Origin of the sequence: Pseudotabrizicola sp. (genome assembly GCF_030656345.1) — a bacterium.
Lineage (GTDB): Bacteria > Pseudomonadota > Alphaproteobacteria > Rhodobacterales > Rhodobacteraceae > Pseudotabrizicola.
On sequence record NZ_JAUSNR010000024.1, the window covers coordinates 1 to 17,190 of the forward strand.

The window sequence follows — 17,190 nt, forward strand, 5'->3', positions numbered from 1 at the left end:
TTGAACCGCTGGACACGCCCGAGCGCCGGGCGGGGCTGAAGGGACGGCTGCGCCAGGCCGCCTCGGCGGTGCAGGACAAGGATCTGGCCGAACAGTACAGGCGAGAACTGTTCGACCGCTTCGACGCCCTGTTTCCCGCCCGCCGCGCGCCCGCCGCGTCGCCGGCCGCCGGAGCCGGGGGCCGCTGGAGGCCGGGGCCGCCGCCGAAGCTGGGGCAGACCGCCGAGGGGGCGCAGGCGATGCAGTCGCTGAGCCGTTCGATCGAGCCGGTGGCCGCGGCCCTGGCCCACGGCGCGGTCGACGACCCGGAACGGATGGACGATCACCTCGAGGCGATCGCCCGGCACGGCTTCGGCGACCCCGCCCTGGACGGACTGGCGCAGGAGCTGGTTCGCCTGCGGTTCTCGGGGCAAGACCTTGACTCAGCCGCCCTCCGACGCCATCTGGCGCAATCGGGTCATGGCGTTTTGATGCACGAGGTCGAGAAGGCGGCGGCAAAGTCCGGCGCGCCCTTCCTGGCCGCAGACAAGCCCCTCGGCGAGGCGCGGATCCGATGGTCGCAGGCGTTCGACGCGCTCACCCGCGTGGCGGCGCTGGAAGACGCCCTGACTTCGGCGCGTGGCGTGCCGGGGCAGGACGAGGCGTTTCGCCGGCTGAAGGCCGAGCGTGACGTCCTGCGTCGCGCGATCAAAACCGGCGAGATTTGGGAAGACAGCGCGGGTTCGTAACAAACGACCCCGCCACACGTTGTATTGGCGGACGGCCTGATCAGCCCTCCACCCGGAGACATACTGAATGAGTGCGCAGACCGAGACGCAGGAAGCCGAAGTCCAGACCGACGGCCCGCTGCTCGACCTCACCGACGCCGGGGTGAAGAAGTTCATCAAACAGGCCAAGGCGCGGGGCTATGTGACGATGGAGGACCTGAACAAGGTCCTGCCGTCCGAGGAGGTGACTCCGGACGCCATCGAGGACACCCTGGCCATGCTGTCCGAGATGGGCGTCAACGTCGTCGAGGCGGAAGAGGACGCCGCCGAGGGCCAGGCGTCGGAGGGCGGCGAGGTCGCCGCGACCGCCGAGACCGCCGTGGCCGAGACCCCGGCCAAGGCCGCCTATGACCGCACCGACGATCCGGTGCGGATGTATCTGCGCGAGATGGGCTCGGTCGAACTGCTGAGCCGCGAGGGCGAGATCGCCATCGCCAAGCGGATCGAGGCCGGCCGCGACGCCATGATCTCGGGTCTGTGCGAGAGCGCCCTGACGTTCGAGGCCATCATGGTCTGGCGCGACGAACTGGCCAACAACCGCATCCTGCTGCGCGAGGTCATCGATCTGGACGCCACCTACGGCGTGCTGAACCCCTCGTCCCTGCCGCACAACCAGCCGCCCCAGCCCCTGCCGGGCGAGGCCGCCAAACAGCAGCCCTCGTCCGAGGAAGGCGCGGCCGACAAGGCCGAGGAGGACGAGGAGGACGAGGACTTCGACGACGGCGGCGGCATGTCCATCTCGGCCCTCGAGGCCGAGCTGCGCGACGGCGTCATGGAGGTGCTGGACGCCATCGCCGGCGACTTCGGCGCCTTCCGCAAGCTGCAGGACAAGCTGGTCGAGGCGCGGCTGAAGGGCGAGACCCTGACCGCCAAGGACCAGAAGGCCTACGACGCGCTGACGGCGGACATTTCCGGTCGCCTGAAGACCATGAAGCTGAACAACAACCGCATCGAGGCGCTGGTCGAGCAGCTGTATGCGATCAACAAGCGCTTGATGGGCCTGGAAGGCCGTCTGCTGCGTCTGGCGGACAGCTACGGCATCTCGCGTCCGGAGTTCCTGAAGGCCTATTTCGGGGCCGAGCTGGACCCGAACTGGGCCGAGCGGGTCAAGGAGATGGGCGTGCGCTGGACCAAGTTCAGCGAAAACGAACAGAGCCAGATTGCGCAGATCCGCGCCGATGTCGCCGCCGTGGCGACCGAGGCCGGACTGCCCATCGACGACTACCGTCGCATCGTCCAGACGGTGCAGAAGGGCGAGCGCGAGGCCCGTCAGGCCAAGAAGGAAATGGTCGAGGCCAACCTGCGCCTCGTGATCTCCATCGCCAAGAAATACACCAACCGCGGCCTGCAGTTCCTTGATTTGATTCAGGAAGGGAACATTGGTCTCATGAAGGCGGTCGACAAGTTCGAGTACCGCCGCGGCTACAAGTTCTCGACCTACGCCACCTGGTGGATCCGTCAGGCGATCACCCGCTCGATCGCCGACCAGGCGCGGACCATCCGGATCCCGGTGCACATGATCGAGACGATCAACAAGATCGTCCGCACCAGCCGCCAGATGCTGCACGAGATCGGCCGCGAGCCGACCCCGGAAGAGCTGGCCGAGAAACTGGCCATGCCGCTGGAGAAGGTCCGCAAGGTCCTCAAGATCGCCAAGGAGCCGATCAGCCTCGAGACGCCGATCGGCGACGAGGAGGACTCGCACCTCGGCGACTTCATCGAGGACAAGAACGCCATCCTGCCGATCGACGCGGCCATCCAGTCGAACCTGCGCGAGACCACCACCCGCGTGCTGGCGTCCCTGACGCCGCGCGAGGAGCGGGTCCTGCGTATGCGCTTCGGGATCGGCATGAACACGGATCACACGCTGGAAGAGGTCGGCCAGCAGTTCTCGGTCACCCGCGAACGCATCCGCCAGATCGAGGCAAAGGCGCTCAGGAAGCTGAAGCATCCGAGCCGAAGCAGGAAACTGCGGAGTTTTCTGGATCAGTGAGGACATAGAAGGTGAACCTCACTGATCTACGCGAAGAAATCATCGCGGCAGACGCAAAATCCGCGTTCGATGTCCTTGTCGCTGGGTTTTCGTCGCATGCCGAGTTCTCGGTTCACGCACATGAACAGGGTTTTCTAAACAGCCTGCGGATTTTGCGGGGGGATGATTTCTGTTTCGCCGCCATCCCGCACGACGAGTGGGTTCTGGCCTACATTCGAAAGCCCGCGTTGCGGCACGGGCTTTCGACTTATGAAAATGTCGTGGCGGAATTTCCGGATGCCCGACTTAACAGTAAGGGCGAAATCACTTTGCGGATTCGCGACGCTGCAACTGCTGAACGTTGGCTCTCCGTAGCCTTGGCGGAAGCATAGCGGTAGTGTGGATGGGTCTTCGGGCCTGATCGGCACACCGCCCGCAAACCGTGCGGCACGTCTCATCCATCCGTAGGGCGGGGTTCACCCCGCCTCCCCTCATGCCCAACAAAAGCCGGGGTGAACCCCGCCCTACCGCTTTTTGCCCGGCGGCGCCGATTGGCGCAAGTCTGCCGCGCCCGCCCTTGCCTCCCCATGCAAAACCAACCATTCTTGCCCGACACGCCCGGAGTCTCCCATGACCTCATTCCTCTCCCGCCTGTTCGGCAAATCCGCCGCCGCTCCCCCTGCGGCCCCAGATCCCGTCCTGCACAACGATTTCCGCATCTTCCCCGACCCGATCAAAGAGGGCAGCACCTTCCGCATCGCCGCCCGCGTTGAAAAGACCATCGCGGGCGAGGTGAAATCCCACCAGCTGATCCGCGCCGACACACGCGGCAGTCTGGACGAGGCCACCGAAGCCTCTGTCGCCAAGGCCAGGCAGGCCATCGACCAGTTGGGCGACACGCTGTTCAGCTGACCCCGGCCTGTAAGCTCACCAAACCCCGGCCGCCCCTTCAGGCCGGGTCGGCCTCCACCACCTCCCACGCCTCGCCCATCGCCACAATGCAGGCCCGCCCGTCGCTGTAGCTTTGCACCAGCGTCCAGTCGCCGCGCGGCGTGGCCCAGACCTCCATCACCATCTCCACATTGCGCACCCCCTGCCCGGCCAGTTGCGCGCCGTATTGCACGGTCAGCCGCTGCACCATCTGGGCCCGCGGGGCGCAGATCACCTCGGCCAGCGGCGACCCGGCGGCCAGCGGCGATGCACCCGGCCAAAGCAGGATCAGACAGGCCAGCACAGGCATGATTCGGATGTCCATACAGAAAACCGTAACACAGGGATGACAAATTCAAAGCCTCTCGCCAAACCACCCTGACCGCGCCCGGTTACCATTCCCCTGCCCCAACGCGCGCCCCACCGGGGCCAATCCCCCTGCGCACACACGTCATGCGCAAAGCCATACGTTTTCCATACGCAAACCAGACGCAAACCAGCCCCGCTGAGTCCGCGCCGCCACACCTCCCTCCCCAGATCATGTGGCACCAACTTCGCCCTAGCCCAGATCGCTGGCTTGCCCCTATACTCTGTGGATACCAACCCGGAGCATACCGGGATCAGAGGCAGGCCCATCAACGAACAAGCGAGGAGGGAGCCTATGCGCTGCCCATTCTGCGGCAATATCGACACCCAGGTGAAGGACTCGCGCCCGGCCGAGGATCACGTCGCCATCCGGCGCCGGCGGTTCTGCCCGGCCTGCGGGGGGCGCTTTACCACCTATGAACGCGTGCAATTGCGCGATCTTGTGGTCATCAAATCCTCTGGCAAACGCGAGGATTTTGACCGCGACAAGCTGGAACGCGCCATCCGCATCTCGATGCAGAAACGCCCCATCGACCCGGAACGGATCGACCAGATGATCAGCGGAATCGTGCGGCGGCTGGAATCGATCGGCGATACCGACATCCCGTCGCGCACCATCGGTGATATCGTCATGGAAAGTCTGGCGCGGATCGACACCGTGGCCTACGTCCGTTTTGCCAGCGTTTACAAGAACTTCCAGGCGGCAGACGATTTTGACAAATTCGTCAGCGAGTTGCGCCCCGGCGAAAAACCGGAAGAGTGAGCGGGGCGGACGAAGCCCATATGGCCCACGCCCTCGCGCTTGCTGCGCGGGGGCTTGGCCGCACCTGGCCGAACCCGGCGGTCGGCTGTGTGATTGTCCGCGATGGCCGCATCCTGGGCCGGGGCTGGACCCAGCCGGGGGGCCGCCCCCACGCCGAACGCCGCGCGCTGGACCTCGCGGGCGATGCGCGCGGGGCCACCGCTTATGTCACGCTGGAACCCTGCGCCCATCACGGCCACACCCCGCCCTGCAGCGATGCGCTGATCGCGGCGGGCGTTGCCCGTGTGGTCACAGCACTCACCGACCCCGACCCGCGTGTGTCGGGCAAGGGCCATGCGATGCTGCGTGCGGCCGGGATCACGGTTACCGAAAATATCCTTGCAGAACAAGCCACTCTCCTGAACGCGGGCTTTCTGAAACGCGTGACCCGGGGCCTGCCCTTCGTCACCCTGAAACTCGCAACCACCATCGACGGCCGCATTGCCACCGCCAGCGGCGAGTCGCGCTGGATCACCGGCCCGCAGGCCCGGCGCTTCGTCCACGGGCTGCGCCTTACCCATGATGCGGTGATGGTCGGCTCCGGCACCGCCCGCGCCGATGACCCGGATCTGACCGTGCGCGACATCGGGGCCACCCATCAGCCGGTCCGCGTCCTGCTGGACCGCGCCCTGTCGCACCGCCCCGACAGCCGCCTCGGCCAGACCGCGCGGCAGCATCCGGTCTGGGTCCTGCACGCCGCCAACGCCCCGGCACAGGCGCAGCAAGCGTGGCAAGACACCGGCGCCGTGCTGCTGCCCTGCCCGACCGCCCAAGGCCACCTCGACCTGACCGCCGCATTGCAGATCCTTGCGGCCCAAGGCATCACCCGTATCCTGAGCGAGGGCGGCGGCACCATCGCCGCAGCGCTGATCGCTGCGGGCCTTGTCGATGACCTGATCCACCTGAGCGCTGGCAAACTGATCGGCGCAGATGGCACCCCGGCCCTAGGCCCGCTCACCCTGCCCCGCCTGTCCGACGCCCCGACCTTCCGCCTGATCGACCGGAAAACACTCGGGCCGGACACGCTGACCCACTGGACAAGCCTCTGAAGGCATTGCACCTTTCTTAAATACTCCCCGCAGAGCGGCCTTTCCTAGCGCCGCGCCATCACCTTCGCGATAGCCGCCGGCATCAGCCCCGTCTGGTCGCCGAACACGCGCACGCCCTTGCCCTGTTCCCACAACGCCACCAGCAGCCAATCACGGTACATCGCGATGGCCCCTTCCGTGATGTCGCAGGCATGTGGCTGGCAGCCGCTGGCCACCACCCAATCCCCCACGGTCTCGAAATTGCTGGCGACCCCGATGATCCGCTGTGCGTCCAGCAACGCCGCCTCCCCCATCTGCGCCACCAACCGCTCGCGCTGTTCGGGGGCCGACAGAAATTCACTCGGATGGCGTCCGAGCCAGGCCGAGGGCGGCGCGGTCGCCGCGATACCACTTGGCGGCATCTGCAGCACCACATCACGGATCGCGGCGCTTTTCCCGTCCCAGTGAAAGGCAACCGGCCCCTCACCGGGCCGCATCGATGGCAGTGTCACGATCACAGACTCTGCGTCCCAGCTCACCTCGGCAAGGTCGGAACAGGTGCCAAAGCGGTCGCTCAGCCGCAGCTGCCCGGGGCGCGTGTCCAGCCAGACGAACTCCGCCGGGCAGGCCGATCCGCCGGAGGAGACCGACACCAGCACCACATCGCCAAGCCGTTCGCCAAAGGACGCATAGGGCATCCCTTCGAACACAAAGGTCTGCCCGCCGATGCTCAGCACAGAATCGATGTCCTGCCGCGTGATGACCGCCACGCCAGAGGGCGTGTCGATCCGGTTATAGCTGTCCTGTGCCTGTACAGATCCGGCACAAGTTATGGCCATCAGGCCGATGATGGTTCCACGCATGGTCATCCCTACCCTTCTGCAAATAAATCGCCCTGCCCCGGCACCTTGGGTGCCTCCAGCCCCAGATGCCGCCAGGCCTTTGATCCCAGCATCCGCCCGCGCGGGGTGCGCAGGATCAGCCCCTGCTGCAACAGATACGGCTCGATCACCTCTTCAATGGCATCGCGCGGCTCGCTCAGCGCGGCGGCAATCGTCTCCACCCCCACCGGGCCGCCGCCGTAATTCTCGGCCAGCAGCACCAGATAGCGCCGGTCGGCCCCGTCCAGCCCCAGATGATCGACCCCCAGCCGCGTCAGCGCCCGGTCGGCAAGCGCCCGGCTGATCCGCCCGCCCTCTTCCACCAACGCAAAATCCACCACCCGGCGCAGCAGGCGCCCGGCGATGCGCGGGGTGCCACGCGCGCGGCGCGCAATCTCGCGGCAGCCCTCAGGCTCGGCCTGCACGCCCAGAAGCCGCGCGCCACGGGTCACAATCTCGAACAGCTCGGCTTCGGTATAGAATTCCAGCCGGGTCGGAATGCCGAAGCGGTCGCGCAGGGGCGTGGTCAAAAGCCCCAGCCGTGTGGTGGCCCCCACGAGAGTAAACGGCTGTAATTCAATGCGAACCGTCCGCGCCGCAGGCCCCTCGCCGATCACCAGATCGAGCGCAAAATCCTCAAGCGCCGGGTACAGCACCTCTTCGACCACCGGCGACAGCCGGTGAATTTCGTCGATGAACAGCACATCGCGCGGTTCCAGATTGGTCAGGATTGCGGCCAGATCACCGGGGCGGGCCAGCACCGGGCCAGAGGTCATCCGAAACCCCACCCCCAACTCGCGCGCCATGATCTGCGCCAGCGTGGTCTTGCCAAGGCCCGGTGGCCCGTGGAACAGCGTATGGTCCATCGCCTCGCCGCGCATCTTCGCGGCTTCGATGAACACACGCAGATTGGCCCGCGCCTCGGCCTGCCCGATAAATTCGTCCAGGCCCTGCGGGCGCAAGGCGCGGTCAGTGTCTTCGGGCAAGCGCTCGGGGCGCAGGGCGGGATCTGGCTGCAACATGGCAGAACAATCCCCGAACGCCGGGGATTTTGCAAGCCGTCAGATCAGACCACAGGTCAGACCCACGGCCCGGATTTCGGCGCTGCACGCCCACCCGCCCGCGGGATCGACGACCGCCCCACCGGCTGGCGCGTCACCGTCATCGCCTCCAGCGCCGCAATCCGGTTGGCGGTGTTGGGATGGGTCGAGAACAGCTTGTCATGCGCATGGGCATGCAGCGGGTTGATGATGAACATATGCGCAATGGCCGGATTGCGCTCGGCCGCGTTGTTGTCGATGCCCTTGGCAAAGGCGTCGATCTTGTGCAACGCACTGGCCAGCCAGGACGGATTCCCACAAATCTCCGCCCCGACCCGGTCGGCCTCATACTCGCGTGAGCGTGAGATCGCCATCTGCACCAGCGCCGCCGCCAAGGGCGCAAGGATCATCAGGGCAATGGTGCCGATCATTCCGCCGGGCCGGTCGCGGCTGCCACCGAAGAACAGCGCGAAATTCGCCAGCATCGAAATTGCCCCGGCAAAGGTGGCCGTGACAGTCATGATCAGCGTGTCATGGTTGCGGATATGCGCCAGTTCATGCGCCATCACGGCCGCCACCTCTTCGTCACTCAACCGGCGCAACAGGCCCGTGGTCGCCGCAACCGCCGCGTTCTGCGGGTTGCGCCCGGTGGCAAAGGCATTGGGCTGGTCGGTGTCGATCACAAAGACCCTGGGGCGCGGCATTCCCGCCCCGTCGGCCAGTCGGTGCACCATCCGCACCAGCCCCGGCGCGCTGGCCTCATCCACGGCCTTGGCCCCGGTCATCGACAGCACGGCCTTGTCCGAGTTCCAGTAGGCAAACAGGTTCATCGCCGCCGCAACCGCCAGCGCAATCGCCGCCCCGCTGGCCCCGCCCAGCATTGCGCCCAAGCCCATGAACAGGGCCGTCAGCGCCGCCATCAGCATGAATGTCTTGACGTAGCCGCCCATGGGTCCCCTCGCTTTTACCACTTCCGATATGGGAAACCCCGGCGCAGTTGAAAAGAGCGACACGTCAATTCGGCCTGTGAATTGCAGCTTTTCCAAATACTCCGGGGGGGGCGCGGCACGCGCGGGGGGCTGGCCCCCCTACTTCGGTGCCAGCAAACGCAACGCCTTGCGGATGATGGTGCCGGTTTCTGCCTCCGGCTCTTCCCCGGCCACCGTGGCCACGGCCTGCGCCGCGTCGCCATGGCCATACCCAAGGTTCAGAAGCGCCGACAGCGCATCCGCAGTGGCCCCGGCCCGCCGGGCCGGGCCTTCGTCCGACTTTGCCGCTTTCTTTGGCGGGGCCACCGGGGCCATATCCTCGATCACCTGATCATCGACCTCGGCCCGGGCCGACAGGCTGACGCCTGCGGCCATCACCGCCGGGGCCTTGGCCTTCAGCTCCAGAATAACCCGCTGCGCCAGTTTCGGCCCCACACCGGGGGCGGCCTGCACCGCGCGCGCGTCGCCCAGCGTGATCGCGCGCGCCACACCTTCTGCCCCCAGCGCGCCCAGAATGGACAGCGCCGCCTTGGCCCCAACCCCCTGCACCGTCACCAGCAGCCGGTGCCATTCCTTTTCCAGCATGGTCGGAAAGCCGAACAGTTGCAGCAGATCTTCACGCACCAAGAGTTCGGTATACAGCGACACCGGCTCGCCCAGCAGCGGCAGCGCTGCCATTGTTCGGTCCGACACATGCACGATATAGCCCACGCCGCGCACGTCGATCAGCACTTCGCCGGTGCCGCGCCAGTCCAGCCTGCCAGAGATTTTCCCGATCATCCTGCCGCCCTTTTCACTGCGGCTTCCAGCCGGCCTGCCGATTGCAGATGATGCGCGTGGCAGATCGCGATGGCCAGCGCATCCGCCGCATCCGGCCCGGCGATCACCACGCCCGGCAGATGCAACCGCACCATATGGTCAACCTGCACCTTGGCGGCATGGCCGACACCCACCACACATTTCTTGACCGCATTGGGGGCATATTCCCCCACCGCCAGCCCGAACTGCGCGGGCACCAGCAAGGCAATGCCGCGCGCCTGCCCCAGTTTCAGCGTCGCCACCGCGTCCTTGTTCACAAATGTATGCTCCACCGCCGCCGTTTCGGGCTGCCACTGGCGGATCACCTCGGTCAATTGGGCGTGCAGGCTGCGCAACCGTTCGGCCAACGACCCCTCCGCCCCATCGGAATGGCAGATGCCATTTGCGACATGGGTGATTCGCGCGCCTGCCACGTCAATCACGCCCCAGCCAAGGTTTCGTAACCCCGGATCGATTCCCACAACCCGCATCCCTGCCCGCATCCCTGTTTTCCGGTCTGTCTGTTTGGCAAGGGCTAGCACGAAAGGGGAACATTCGCCAAGCCAATTCCCCGCACGGGCCGAAATCGACCCGGCAAGCAGCCCGGTTTTTACACCGCCGTTACACTTCGGGCCTGATACCGACATTCGGCGCGTGAAAGACGACGCCTCCGGCCATGTCCTTAAAATTAAGGCAAAAACCGGGGTTCCGCCCATGCAGTGGCTGCATGGCAGCCATGATGCGGGGCCATCTTGCTTTGCACATGCAGCATCGTTATCTGGCAAAGCGAGGGCAAAAACGCCTCTCACATAAGCAGTTTAAAAAGGATCACCGCAATGGCCGCTTTTGAAACGACCCGCACGGCGCCGTTCGGCGCCATCTCGATTTTCCGCGCCGTTCAGGGCGTTGGCAGCATGTTTGCCGCCGTTTCCGCCTGGAACGATGCCCGTATTACCCGCAAAGCCCTGTCCAGACTGTCGGACCGTGAGCTTGACGATATCGGCCTGTGCCGCGGCGACATCGAGAGCCTGACCCGCTGAACCGGACCCCGGCCTTGACGCCGCCCCGGTTCCGCCAAAGGATCAGCCGAATGACATAAGGCCGCCGAGCATCGCTCTGGCGGCCTTCTTGTTTGTGCTGCCGTTTGTTCCGGACCCGCAGGCGGACCGCTCAGCCGTCAAGCCGTCCGAACAGCGCAATCTGCCGCGCAATTGTCGTGGTGACGGGATCAGCCTGCATCAGCCAGCCGCCAAGGCGTTCCACCCCCTGCCCCGCCAGCAGATCGGCGACCCGGTCGCTGTAAGCCACGCTTCCCAGCTGATACAGGAAGGCCGCTTTCATCAAAGTGCCAACGAAGACCGCGATGAAAAGCGGGCGCAGCACCGGCACCCGGATCTTGCGGCGGTACCTGGGATGGGACCGGGTGTAGAACGAACGCCCCAGCGCGCCCTCAGCCTCAAAGCCATGACCTTTGGCATGGGCCTTGTGAATGCGCGCAATGCGGGTATTGAACTCAGCGATGCTGTCAGACATGACCTGTCTCCACACTCTCAAATCGCCCCACGCAAAAAACGTAAGGCGGAAATGTGGCAACTTCGGGGCAATAAAGGCGGCTTTCCGGCGACAATCGCCGGGCTTTGTCTCAGATACGCCGCATAACCAGCGTGGACCATTCGCCGATATCCTCACGCCCGGCGGGATCAAACCCGGCGGCGACATAGGCAGCCGTCACGGTTTCGGCCTGCACCACCAGCAGACCCGACAGGATGCACAAGCCCCCCGGTGCCAGATGCGCCGCCATCGGCGGGGCCAGTTCGATCAGCGGGCCTTTCAGGATATTGGCAAAGACCAGATCAAAGGGTGCTGCCTCGGCCAGACGCGGATGGGCAAAGCCCGCCGCCTCCATACACTCGATCCGGCCCTCCAGCCCGTTGATCGCCACATTGGCGCGGGCGACATCCACCGCCACCTGATCAATGTCGCTGGCCAGCACCAGCGCATCCGGCAGCACCGCCGCCGCCGCCATCGCCAGCACGGCGGTGCCGCAGCCGATATCGGCCACACGTGCGGGCGCAAAGCCATCGCTGAACAGCCGGTCGAACGCGCGCAGGCACCCCAGCGTGGTGCCATGGTGGCCGGTGCCAAAGGCAACCGTCGCCTCGATCTGCAAGGCCACGCGGTCAGGCCCCAGATCTGCGGCGCGGTCGGTATCATGGCTGCCGAACACAAAGAACCGACCGGCCTCGACCGGGGCCAGTTCGCGGCGCACCTTGGCCACCCAGTCGATTTCCGGCAGTTCCGAAATCGCAAACGGCCTGGCCCCATGTGCCGCCGCCAAGGCAACGAGCATCCCGGCATCGGGCTGGTCCAGGAAATACGACCCCACCTCCCACAGGCCCGAGTCGTCCTCAATCTCGAACGCGCCCACACCGTAGGGGCCGGGTTCCATCGCTTCAATCGCCTCGGCCAAGGCCTTGGCCGCCGCCTCACCCGGCAGGGTGGTCAGCGCGGTAAAGGTGCGTTGTGCGTGTTCGGTCACGCTAAAGGGGGTGGCGCCGAACGCTTCGGCCAGCACGTCCAGCAGCGCTGCATTCGGTTCTTTGGCAAACAGCGCCACCACCCGCGCCAGACCGGGGGTTTCCGCCTCGTCGTAGATGTCCACCTCCAGCGGTTCCGGCTGCATCCGTTCCAGCGCCTGAGCCAGACTTTCGGCGGCGTCATCGCCTGCGATGGTGGTCAGCGCGGTATAGGTGGGCATTGTGGAAACCTCTGGCATGTTCGCGTCTGGCCCTAGCCGCCGCTGCCTCTGGCGTCAAGGCGACTGCCGCCAACCCGGCCCCGCAGCACGCGCCAGACCACACCCGCCAGACGGCGCGGGCCAAGATCGGCGTAATCCATCTCTCCGGCCAGCAGGGCCAGATAGCGGCGCTGAAAATGGTCGGATGACCCAAGTGCGCGCAACAGGCGCGGCTGCAAGGCGGGGTGGTAGACCAGCTTTGCCAGCAGCCGCGCCCGCAGCAGTTCCGCCCGGATCGGCCGCATATGGGCCTGATAGCGGATCAACGCCGTCTGCGGCGCGCCTGCGCGCAGCGCCTCGGATGCAGCTTCGGCGGCCAGCCGCCCCGACAGGATGGCCCAGCCGATGCCCTCGCCGGTGATCGGGTCGACCAGCCCCGCCGCATCCCCCGCCAGCAGAACAGTCCCCCGCCCCGGCACCGCGCGCGATGCACCCGATGGCAGGTGATGCCCTTTGATCTTCACCGTGGCAGGGTCCACACCCCGCGCGCGCAGCCAGTCGTGAAAGCGCGGGCGCAGGTCCTTTTCCTGCACCGACACCCCGCCGATCCCCAGCGTGCGGCCCTGCGCCTTTGGGAAATCCCAGCCGTAGCCAAAGGGCAGCGCGGTCATGTCCAACCCGGTCTCTGGCCCCGGCGCGCCCGGCACCTCGGCCTCCAGCGCGAAACCGATGGTGGCGGGGTCATGCCCGCGGCCAAACAGCGCCCGCGCCACGCCCGAATGCACGCCATCGGCCCCGATCATCAGCGGCGCGGTCAGCACCTGACCCCCTGCCAGCGTGACGCGGCCCGCCCCGGGCAAACATTCCGCCATGCGCTGCCCGCAAAAATCCTGCGCCCCGGCGGCAATGGCGCGGGTGCGCAGCTCTGCGTCAAAGGCGGCGCGCATGGTCATGTAAATCGGCGGGGCGTGGTCCAGCCGGGCCAGACTCACAGGACCAGAGAAAAACCGCACCGAACGGCTGATGTGAAACAACCCGTCCGGCAGATCGCCGAACACCGCGCGCGCATAGCCGTAGGCCCGCGCCGTCACGCCGCCGCCGCACAGCTTGTCGCGCGGGAACAGCGCCTTGTCGATCAGTGCCACCCGCAGCCCGGCCCGGATGGCGCTGATCGCGGCGGCAGAGCCCGCAGGCCCCGCCCCGATCACCAGCACATCATGGCTGGTGGCGCGCAAGGTCAGGCCGAAACGCCGGTGCCGATCGGGCAGGTCACGCCAGTGCCGCCGATGCCGCAATAGCCGTTGGGGTTCTTCTGCAGGTATTGCTGATGATAGTCCTCGGCAAAGAAGAACTCCGGCACCGGCACAATCTCGGTCGTGATCGTGCCCTTGCCAGCCTTGCTCAGCGCGTCCTGATAGACGGCGCGGGTGGCTTCAGCCGCAGCAGCCTGCGCGTCAGTGTAGGTGTATATGCCGGACCGATAGGTCGAGCCCACATCATTGCCCTGCCGCATGCCTTGCGTCGGGTCGTGGCCTTCCCAGAACAGCTTCAACAACTGCTCGTAACTCACGATCTTCGGGTCATAAATCACCCGCACCACCTCATTGTGGCCGGTCAGCTGGGTGCAGGTTTCCTTGTAGGTCGGGTTCGGGGTAAAGCCGCCCGCATAGCCCACCATGGTCAGCCAGACGCCGGGGGTCTGCCAGAACTTGCGCTCCACCCCCCAGAAACAGCCCATGCCGAACATCGCCTCTGCCATGCCCTCGGGCACCGGTGATTTCAGGGGCAGGCCGGAAATGAAATGCGTGTCGGCGGTCGGCAGCGGCTCTGCCCGACCGGGCAGCGCGTCTTTCGGGTCAACCATCTGCGATTTGGCGCGGTTCATGAAGAACATCTTGAAACTCTCCTGAGGTCAGACAGGATATATAGGGTCGGCCGCGCGAAACACCACTCACTCTGCGGGTTCCTGGGCCGCGACAGGCAGGCCGCGGGCAAAGATCGTCTCATACCCCGGCTCCGGGTGGCGCGGGATCAGCAGCACCAGCCCCAGCGCGATCAAGGCCATCCCCGCCCCCAGCAGGAACACATAGTCGGGCGAGGTGGCCCACAAATACCCCATTCCGGCCGGCAAAAACACCGCCGCGATGTGGTTGATGGTGAAGGACACCGCCGCCGTGGGCGCAATGTCTGCCGGATCGGCAATCTTCTGGAAATAGGTGCGCAGGGCAAAGGACAGCGCAAAAAACATCTGATCGGCGATATAGAGCGCGCCCGCAATCACCAGCCCCCAGCCGAACCAATAGATGCCACCGTAGAACAGAAACACCAGCGTCAGCCCGATGTATTCAAACGCCATCACCGACCGTTCGCCAAAGCGGCCAAGTGCGCGGCCCATGGCAGGGGCGGCGACCATCTGCAGCACATAGTTGATGAGCAAAAGCGCGGTCATCTCTGACACCCGCATCCCGAAGCGTTCCACCATCATGAATCCGGCAAACACCACGAAAATCTGCCGCCGCGAGCCTGCCATGAACTGCAGCGCATAGAACAGCCAGTAGCGCCGCCGCAGAACGATGGTGTTGCGCTGCTTGATCGGGTTCACGAACTGCGGATAGGCAAGGGCCGCAAACAGCGTCAGCGCAATCGTCGCCCCGCCTGCCACCATATACACCGTGTTATAGGTCAGGTCATAGCGATCCCACAGCAGCATCAGCATACCGTAAGCCAGCAACGATGCCCCTGACCCCACCGCCACAATGCGCCCCAGCACCTGCGGCGCGCGGGATTTTTCCACCCATTGCAGTTGCAAGGACTGGTTCACCGTTTCAAAATAATGAAACCCGATCGACGACAGCAATGTCACGATCAGCAAGCCGCCAAAGCTGGGAAACCACGCGGTGACGACCGTGGCCACCCCCAGCAGCAGCAGGCTGCACAGCGCCAGCATCTGTTCGCGGAACACCAGCAGCAGCGCGATCACCCCCACCGCCAGCAGGCCCGGAATTTCGCGCACCGTGTGCAGCCAGCCGATTTCCACCCCGGTGAACCCGGCCATCTCGATGACGAAATTGTTCAGCACCGCCGACCAGGTGGCAAAGGCCAGCGGCATCGCCGCCGCCATCACATAGAGCAGCGTTTCCGGCCTGCGCCAGCGGGGCAAGGTATGGGCATCATCAAGGGACATGCGCTCGAACATGCCATTCTCCTACACCCGAAGCCCGCAATCCGCCAAGCGCGCGATTGTGTTGGGTACAGGCCGCGCCCTTGCGCGGCGCCCTGCCCCCGCTTACCCATGCGTAAAAACGAGGACAAATGCATGAGCCTTGGTGTCTTTCTTGCTGTCCTCGGGGCCGCCTTTCTGCACGCGCTGTGGAACGCGCTGATCAAGCTTGGCACCTCCAAGGTCGGGACGATGGTGATCCTGTCGGTCATCGAGGTGCCCATCGGGCTGGCCGTCGCTGCCCTGTCGCCGCCCATCAACCCCGCTGCAATCCCTTGGGTCATCGCCGCAGGCTGCACGCATTTCGCCTATAAGTTCTTTCTGACCTACGCCTATGACCGGGGTGATCTGAGCCGCGTCTATCCCATCGCGCGCGGGGCGGCCCCGATGCTGGTGGCTCTGGCGGGGGCGATGATGCTGCCCGATGCGGTCAGCTCGCGGCAGTATATCGCCATTGCGGTTCTGGGCCTTGGCATCCTGCTGATGGCGCGGGGCGTATTTTCCAGTGGCGAGGACCGGCGGCTGCTGCCCTTCGCCCTCGGCTCTGCCGCCGCGACCGCCACCTACACGATGATCGACGGCATGGGCGCGCGCATATCGGGCGCGCCTGCGGCCTATGTGGCATGGGTCTTTGTGGCGGACGGGCTGATCTTCACGCTGGGAATGCTCGCGCTGCGCGGCCGGTCGGTCCTGCCGCGCGACGCCCGCGCCTGGGGACTTGGATCAGTTGCCTCGGTCGCCAGCTACGGGGCCTATGCAGTGTCGATCTGGGCGATGACCATCGCCCCCATCGCCGTGGTTGCGGCCTTGCGCGAAACCTCGATCCTGTTTGCCGTGCTGATCGGCTGGATCGCATTCGGCGAGAAGATGAGCGGTGAAAAGGCCATCGCCGCCGCTGTCATTGTGACGGGCGTCCTGCTGACGCGGGCCTAGCGCAGGCCCGGACGTTCGGGGATCACCTGCTGCACAATCCCGGCAAAGGTCAGGTAAAGCGAGGTCAGGATCAGCCCCCAATGCGCCCAGGATGCCGGATGGAAATCGACGAATGCCGCCCATCCGGCAAACACCACCCACAAGAGCGACACCGGCAGCGAGATATTGCGCCAGCGTCTGGTGCGGGTCGGGTGAATGAATTTCAGGTTGCAGAACATCGCCACCGTCAGCGCAATCACAATGGCCAGCACCAGCAGCGTGCCCGGGGCCACCGCAAACAGCACCAGCACCACCATGTTCCAGCAGGCGGGAAAGCCGGCAAAGGACTTATCCTTGGTTTTCATGCGGGTATCGGCGAAATAGATCACCGACCCGTAAACGATCACGATGATCGCAATCCACCCGGTCCAGCCCGGCAACAGCCCGGATTTGAACAGCGCATAGGCCGGAATGAACACATAGGTCAGAAAGTCGATGATCAGGTCCAGCAGCACGCCATCGTAGTTCGGCCAGTTCTTGTCGACCTCATACCGGCGCGCCAAGGGGCCATCGATGCCATCGACGATCAGCGCGAACACCAGCCACAGGAACATCAGGCTCCAGTTTTCTTCAACAGCTGCCAGCATGGCAAACATCGACAAAACCGCGCCGGTGGCGGTCAGCAGATGGACGGAAAGGGCTTTGTAACGCAATTGCATCACGGTTTGATGGCCCAATCCGCGCGCGG

20 protein-coding genes are annotated in these 17,190 nt (G+C 65.4%); 8 read left to right on the forward strand and 12 right to left on the reverse strand.

The genetic code is table 11. The features are described 5' to 3' along the window. From Q7J44_RS14325 to Q7J44_RS14340, 4 genes are all read left to right on the forward strand, one after another. A partial coding sequence (locus Q7J44_RS14325) for a hypothetical protein (protein WP_304880985.1) occupies positions 1–728 on the forward strand: 728 nt, incomplete at its 5' end. A 67-nt stretch (positions 729–795) separates the two neighbouring features. Beyond that, positions 796–2,760, forward strand: coding sequence for an RNA polymerase sigma factor RpoD (rpoD, locus tag Q7J44_RS14330; RefSeq protein WP_304880987.1), 1,965 nt, complete (start codon positions 796–798; stop codon positions 2,758–2,760). Between the two features lie 11 nt (positions 2,761–2,771). After that, positions 2,772–3,131, forward strand: a complete 360-nt coding sequence (locus Q7J44_RS14335; protein ID WP_304880989.1) for a hypothetical protein — start codon at positions 2,772–2,774, stop codon at positions 3,129–3,131. A 238-nt stretch (positions 3,132–3,369) separates the two neighbouring features. Then, positions 3,370–3,651, forward strand: coding sequence for an HlyU family transcriptional regulator (locus Q7J44_RS14340; RefSeq protein WP_304880991.1), 282 nt, complete (start codon positions 3,370–3,372; stop codon positions 3,649–3,651). Between the two features lie 37 nt (positions 3,652–3,688). Here the strand turns inward: Q7J44_RS14340 and Q7J44_RS14345 are convergent, their stop codons facing one another. After that, positions 3,689–3,994 carry a hypothetical protein gene (locus Q7J44_RS14345; protein WP_304880993.1) on the reverse strand — a complete coding sequence of 102 codons (306 nt, stop codon included), beginning with the start codon at positions 3,992–3,994 and terminating at the stop codon, positions 3,689–3,691. Positions 3,995–4,330: 336 nt separating this feature from the next. Between Q7J44_RS14345 and nrdR the strand changes: the two genes are divergently transcribed. Next, on the forward strand, positions 4,331–4,798 hold the full coding sequence (gene nrdR / locus Q7J44_RS14350) for a transcriptional regulator NrdR (RefSeq protein ID WP_103332883.1): 468 nt from the start codon (positions 4,331–4,333) through the stop codon (positions 4,796–4,798). A gap of 20 nt (positions 4,799–4,818) precedes the next feature. After that, positions 4,819–5,886, forward strand: coding sequence for a bifunctional diaminohydroxyphosphoribosylaminopyrimidine deaminase/5-amino-6-(5-phosphoribosylamino)uracil reductase RibD (gene ribD / locus Q7J44_RS14355; protein ID WP_304880995.1), 1,068 nt, complete (start codon positions 4,819–4,821; stop codon positions 5,884–5,886). 44 nt (positions 5,887–5,930) lie between these two features. Here ribD and Q7J44_RS14360 read toward each other — a convergent pair whose 3' ends face one another. From Q7J44_RS14360 to ruvC, 5 genes are all read right to left on the reverse strand, one after another. Continuing rightward, positions 5,931–6,734: a hypothetical protein gene (locus tag Q7J44_RS14360; RefSeq protein WP_304880997.1), complete on the reverse strand. Its 804-nt coding sequence runs from the start codon at positions 6,732–6,734 to the stop codon at positions 5,931–5,933. Between the two features lie 2 nt (positions 6,735–6,736). Then, positions 6,737–7,768, reverse strand: a complete 1,032-nt coding sequence (ruvB, locus tag Q7J44_RS14365; protein ID WP_304880999.1) for a Holliday junction branch migration DNA helicase RuvB — start codon at positions 7,766–7,768, stop codon at positions 6,737–6,739. Positions 7,769–7,824: 56 nt separating this feature from the next. Next, positions 7,825–8,736, reverse strand: coding sequence for a zinc metalloprotease HtpX (gene htpX / locus Q7J44_RS14370; protein WP_304881001.1), 912 nt, complete (start codon positions 8,734–8,736; stop codon positions 7,825–7,827). A 138-nt stretch (positions 8,737–8,874) separates the two neighbouring features. Beyond that, positions 8,875–9,555: a Holliday junction branch migration protein RuvA gene (gene ruvA, locus Q7J44_RS14375; protein ID WP_304881003.1), complete on the reverse strand. Its 681-nt coding sequence runs from the start codon at positions 9,553–9,555 to the stop codon at positions 8,875–8,877. Continuing rightward, the gene (ruvC, locus tag Q7J44_RS14380) at positions 9,552–10,064 is read right to left on the reverse strand and encodes a crossover junction endodeoxyribonuclease RuvC (RefSeq protein WP_304881005.1); all 513 of its coding nucleotides are present in this window, start codon (positions 10,062–10,064) and stop codon (positions 9,552–9,554) included. The genes ruvA and ruvC overlap by 4 nt, the downstream gene beginning before the upstream one ends. Before the next feature lie 345 nt (positions 10,065–10,409). On the opposite strand from ruvC, the gene Q7J44_RS14385 reads away from it, so the two are divergent. After that, a complete protein-coding gene (locus tag Q7J44_RS14385) occupies positions 10,410–10,613 on the forward strand; it encodes a DUF1127 domain-containing protein (RefSeq protein ID WP_304881007.1) in 204 nt (67 codons plus the stop codon). Positions 10,614–10,743: 130 nt separating this feature from the next. Here Q7J44_RS14385 and Q7J44_RS14390 read toward each other — a convergent pair whose 3' ends face one another. The 5 genes from Q7J44_RS14390 to Q7J44_RS14410 all read right to left on the reverse strand — a co-directional run bounded on the left by Q7J44_RS14390 (position 10,744) and on the right by Q7J44_RS14410 (position 15,506). After that, entirely contained in the window at positions 10,744–11,106 is a 363-nt protein-coding gene (locus tag Q7J44_RS14390) for a hypothetical protein (protein WP_304881008.1), read from the reverse strand. Positions 11,107–11,215: 109 nt separating this feature from the next. Next, positions 11,216–12,112, reverse strand: coding sequence for a 50S ribosomal protein L11 methyltransferase (locus Q7J44_RS14395; protein WP_304881273.1), 897 nt, complete (start codon positions 12,110–12,112; stop codon positions 11,216–11,218). Positions 12,113–12,363: 251 nt separating this feature from the next. Then, a complete protein-coding gene (locus tag Q7J44_RS14400; RefSeq protein WP_304881010.1) occupies positions 12,364–13,545 on the reverse strand; it encodes a geranylgeranyl reductase family protein in 1,182 nt (393 codons plus the stop codon). Between the two features lie 2 nt (positions 13,546–13,547). After that, complete coding sequence (gene msrA / locus Q7J44_RS14405) at positions 13,548–14,204, reverse strand: peptide-methionine (S)-S-oxide reductase MsrA (RefSeq protein ID WP_304881012.1); 657 nt, start codon at positions 14,202–14,204, stop codon at positions 13,548–13,550. Between the two features lie 57 nt (positions 14,205–14,261). Continuing rightward, complete coding sequence (locus tag Q7J44_RS14410; RefSeq protein WP_304881014.1) at positions 14,262–15,506, reverse strand: MFS transporter; 1,245 nt, start codon at positions 15,504–15,506, stop codon at positions 14,262–14,264. Positions 15,507–15,626: 120 nt separating this feature from the next. Between Q7J44_RS14410 and Q7J44_RS14415 the strand changes: the two genes are divergently transcribed. Next, positions 15,627–16,463 (forward strand): DMT family transporter, encoded by an 837-nt coding sequence (locus Q7J44_RS14415; protein ID WP_304881016.1) that lies wholly within the window; start codon positions 15,627–15,629, stop codon positions 16,461–16,463. On the opposite strand, the gene Q7J44_RS14420 is transcribed toward Q7J44_RS14415, so the two are convergent. Next, a complete protein-coding gene (locus Q7J44_RS14420) occupies positions 16,460–17,161 on the reverse strand; it encodes a phosphatidylcholine/phosphatidylserine synthase (protein ID WP_304881018.1) in 702 nt (233 codons plus the stop codon). The two genes, Q7J44_RS14415 and Q7J44_RS14420, sit on opposite strands and share 4 nt — an antisense overlap. Between the last annotated feature and the right edge of the window lie 29 nt (positions 17,162–17,190).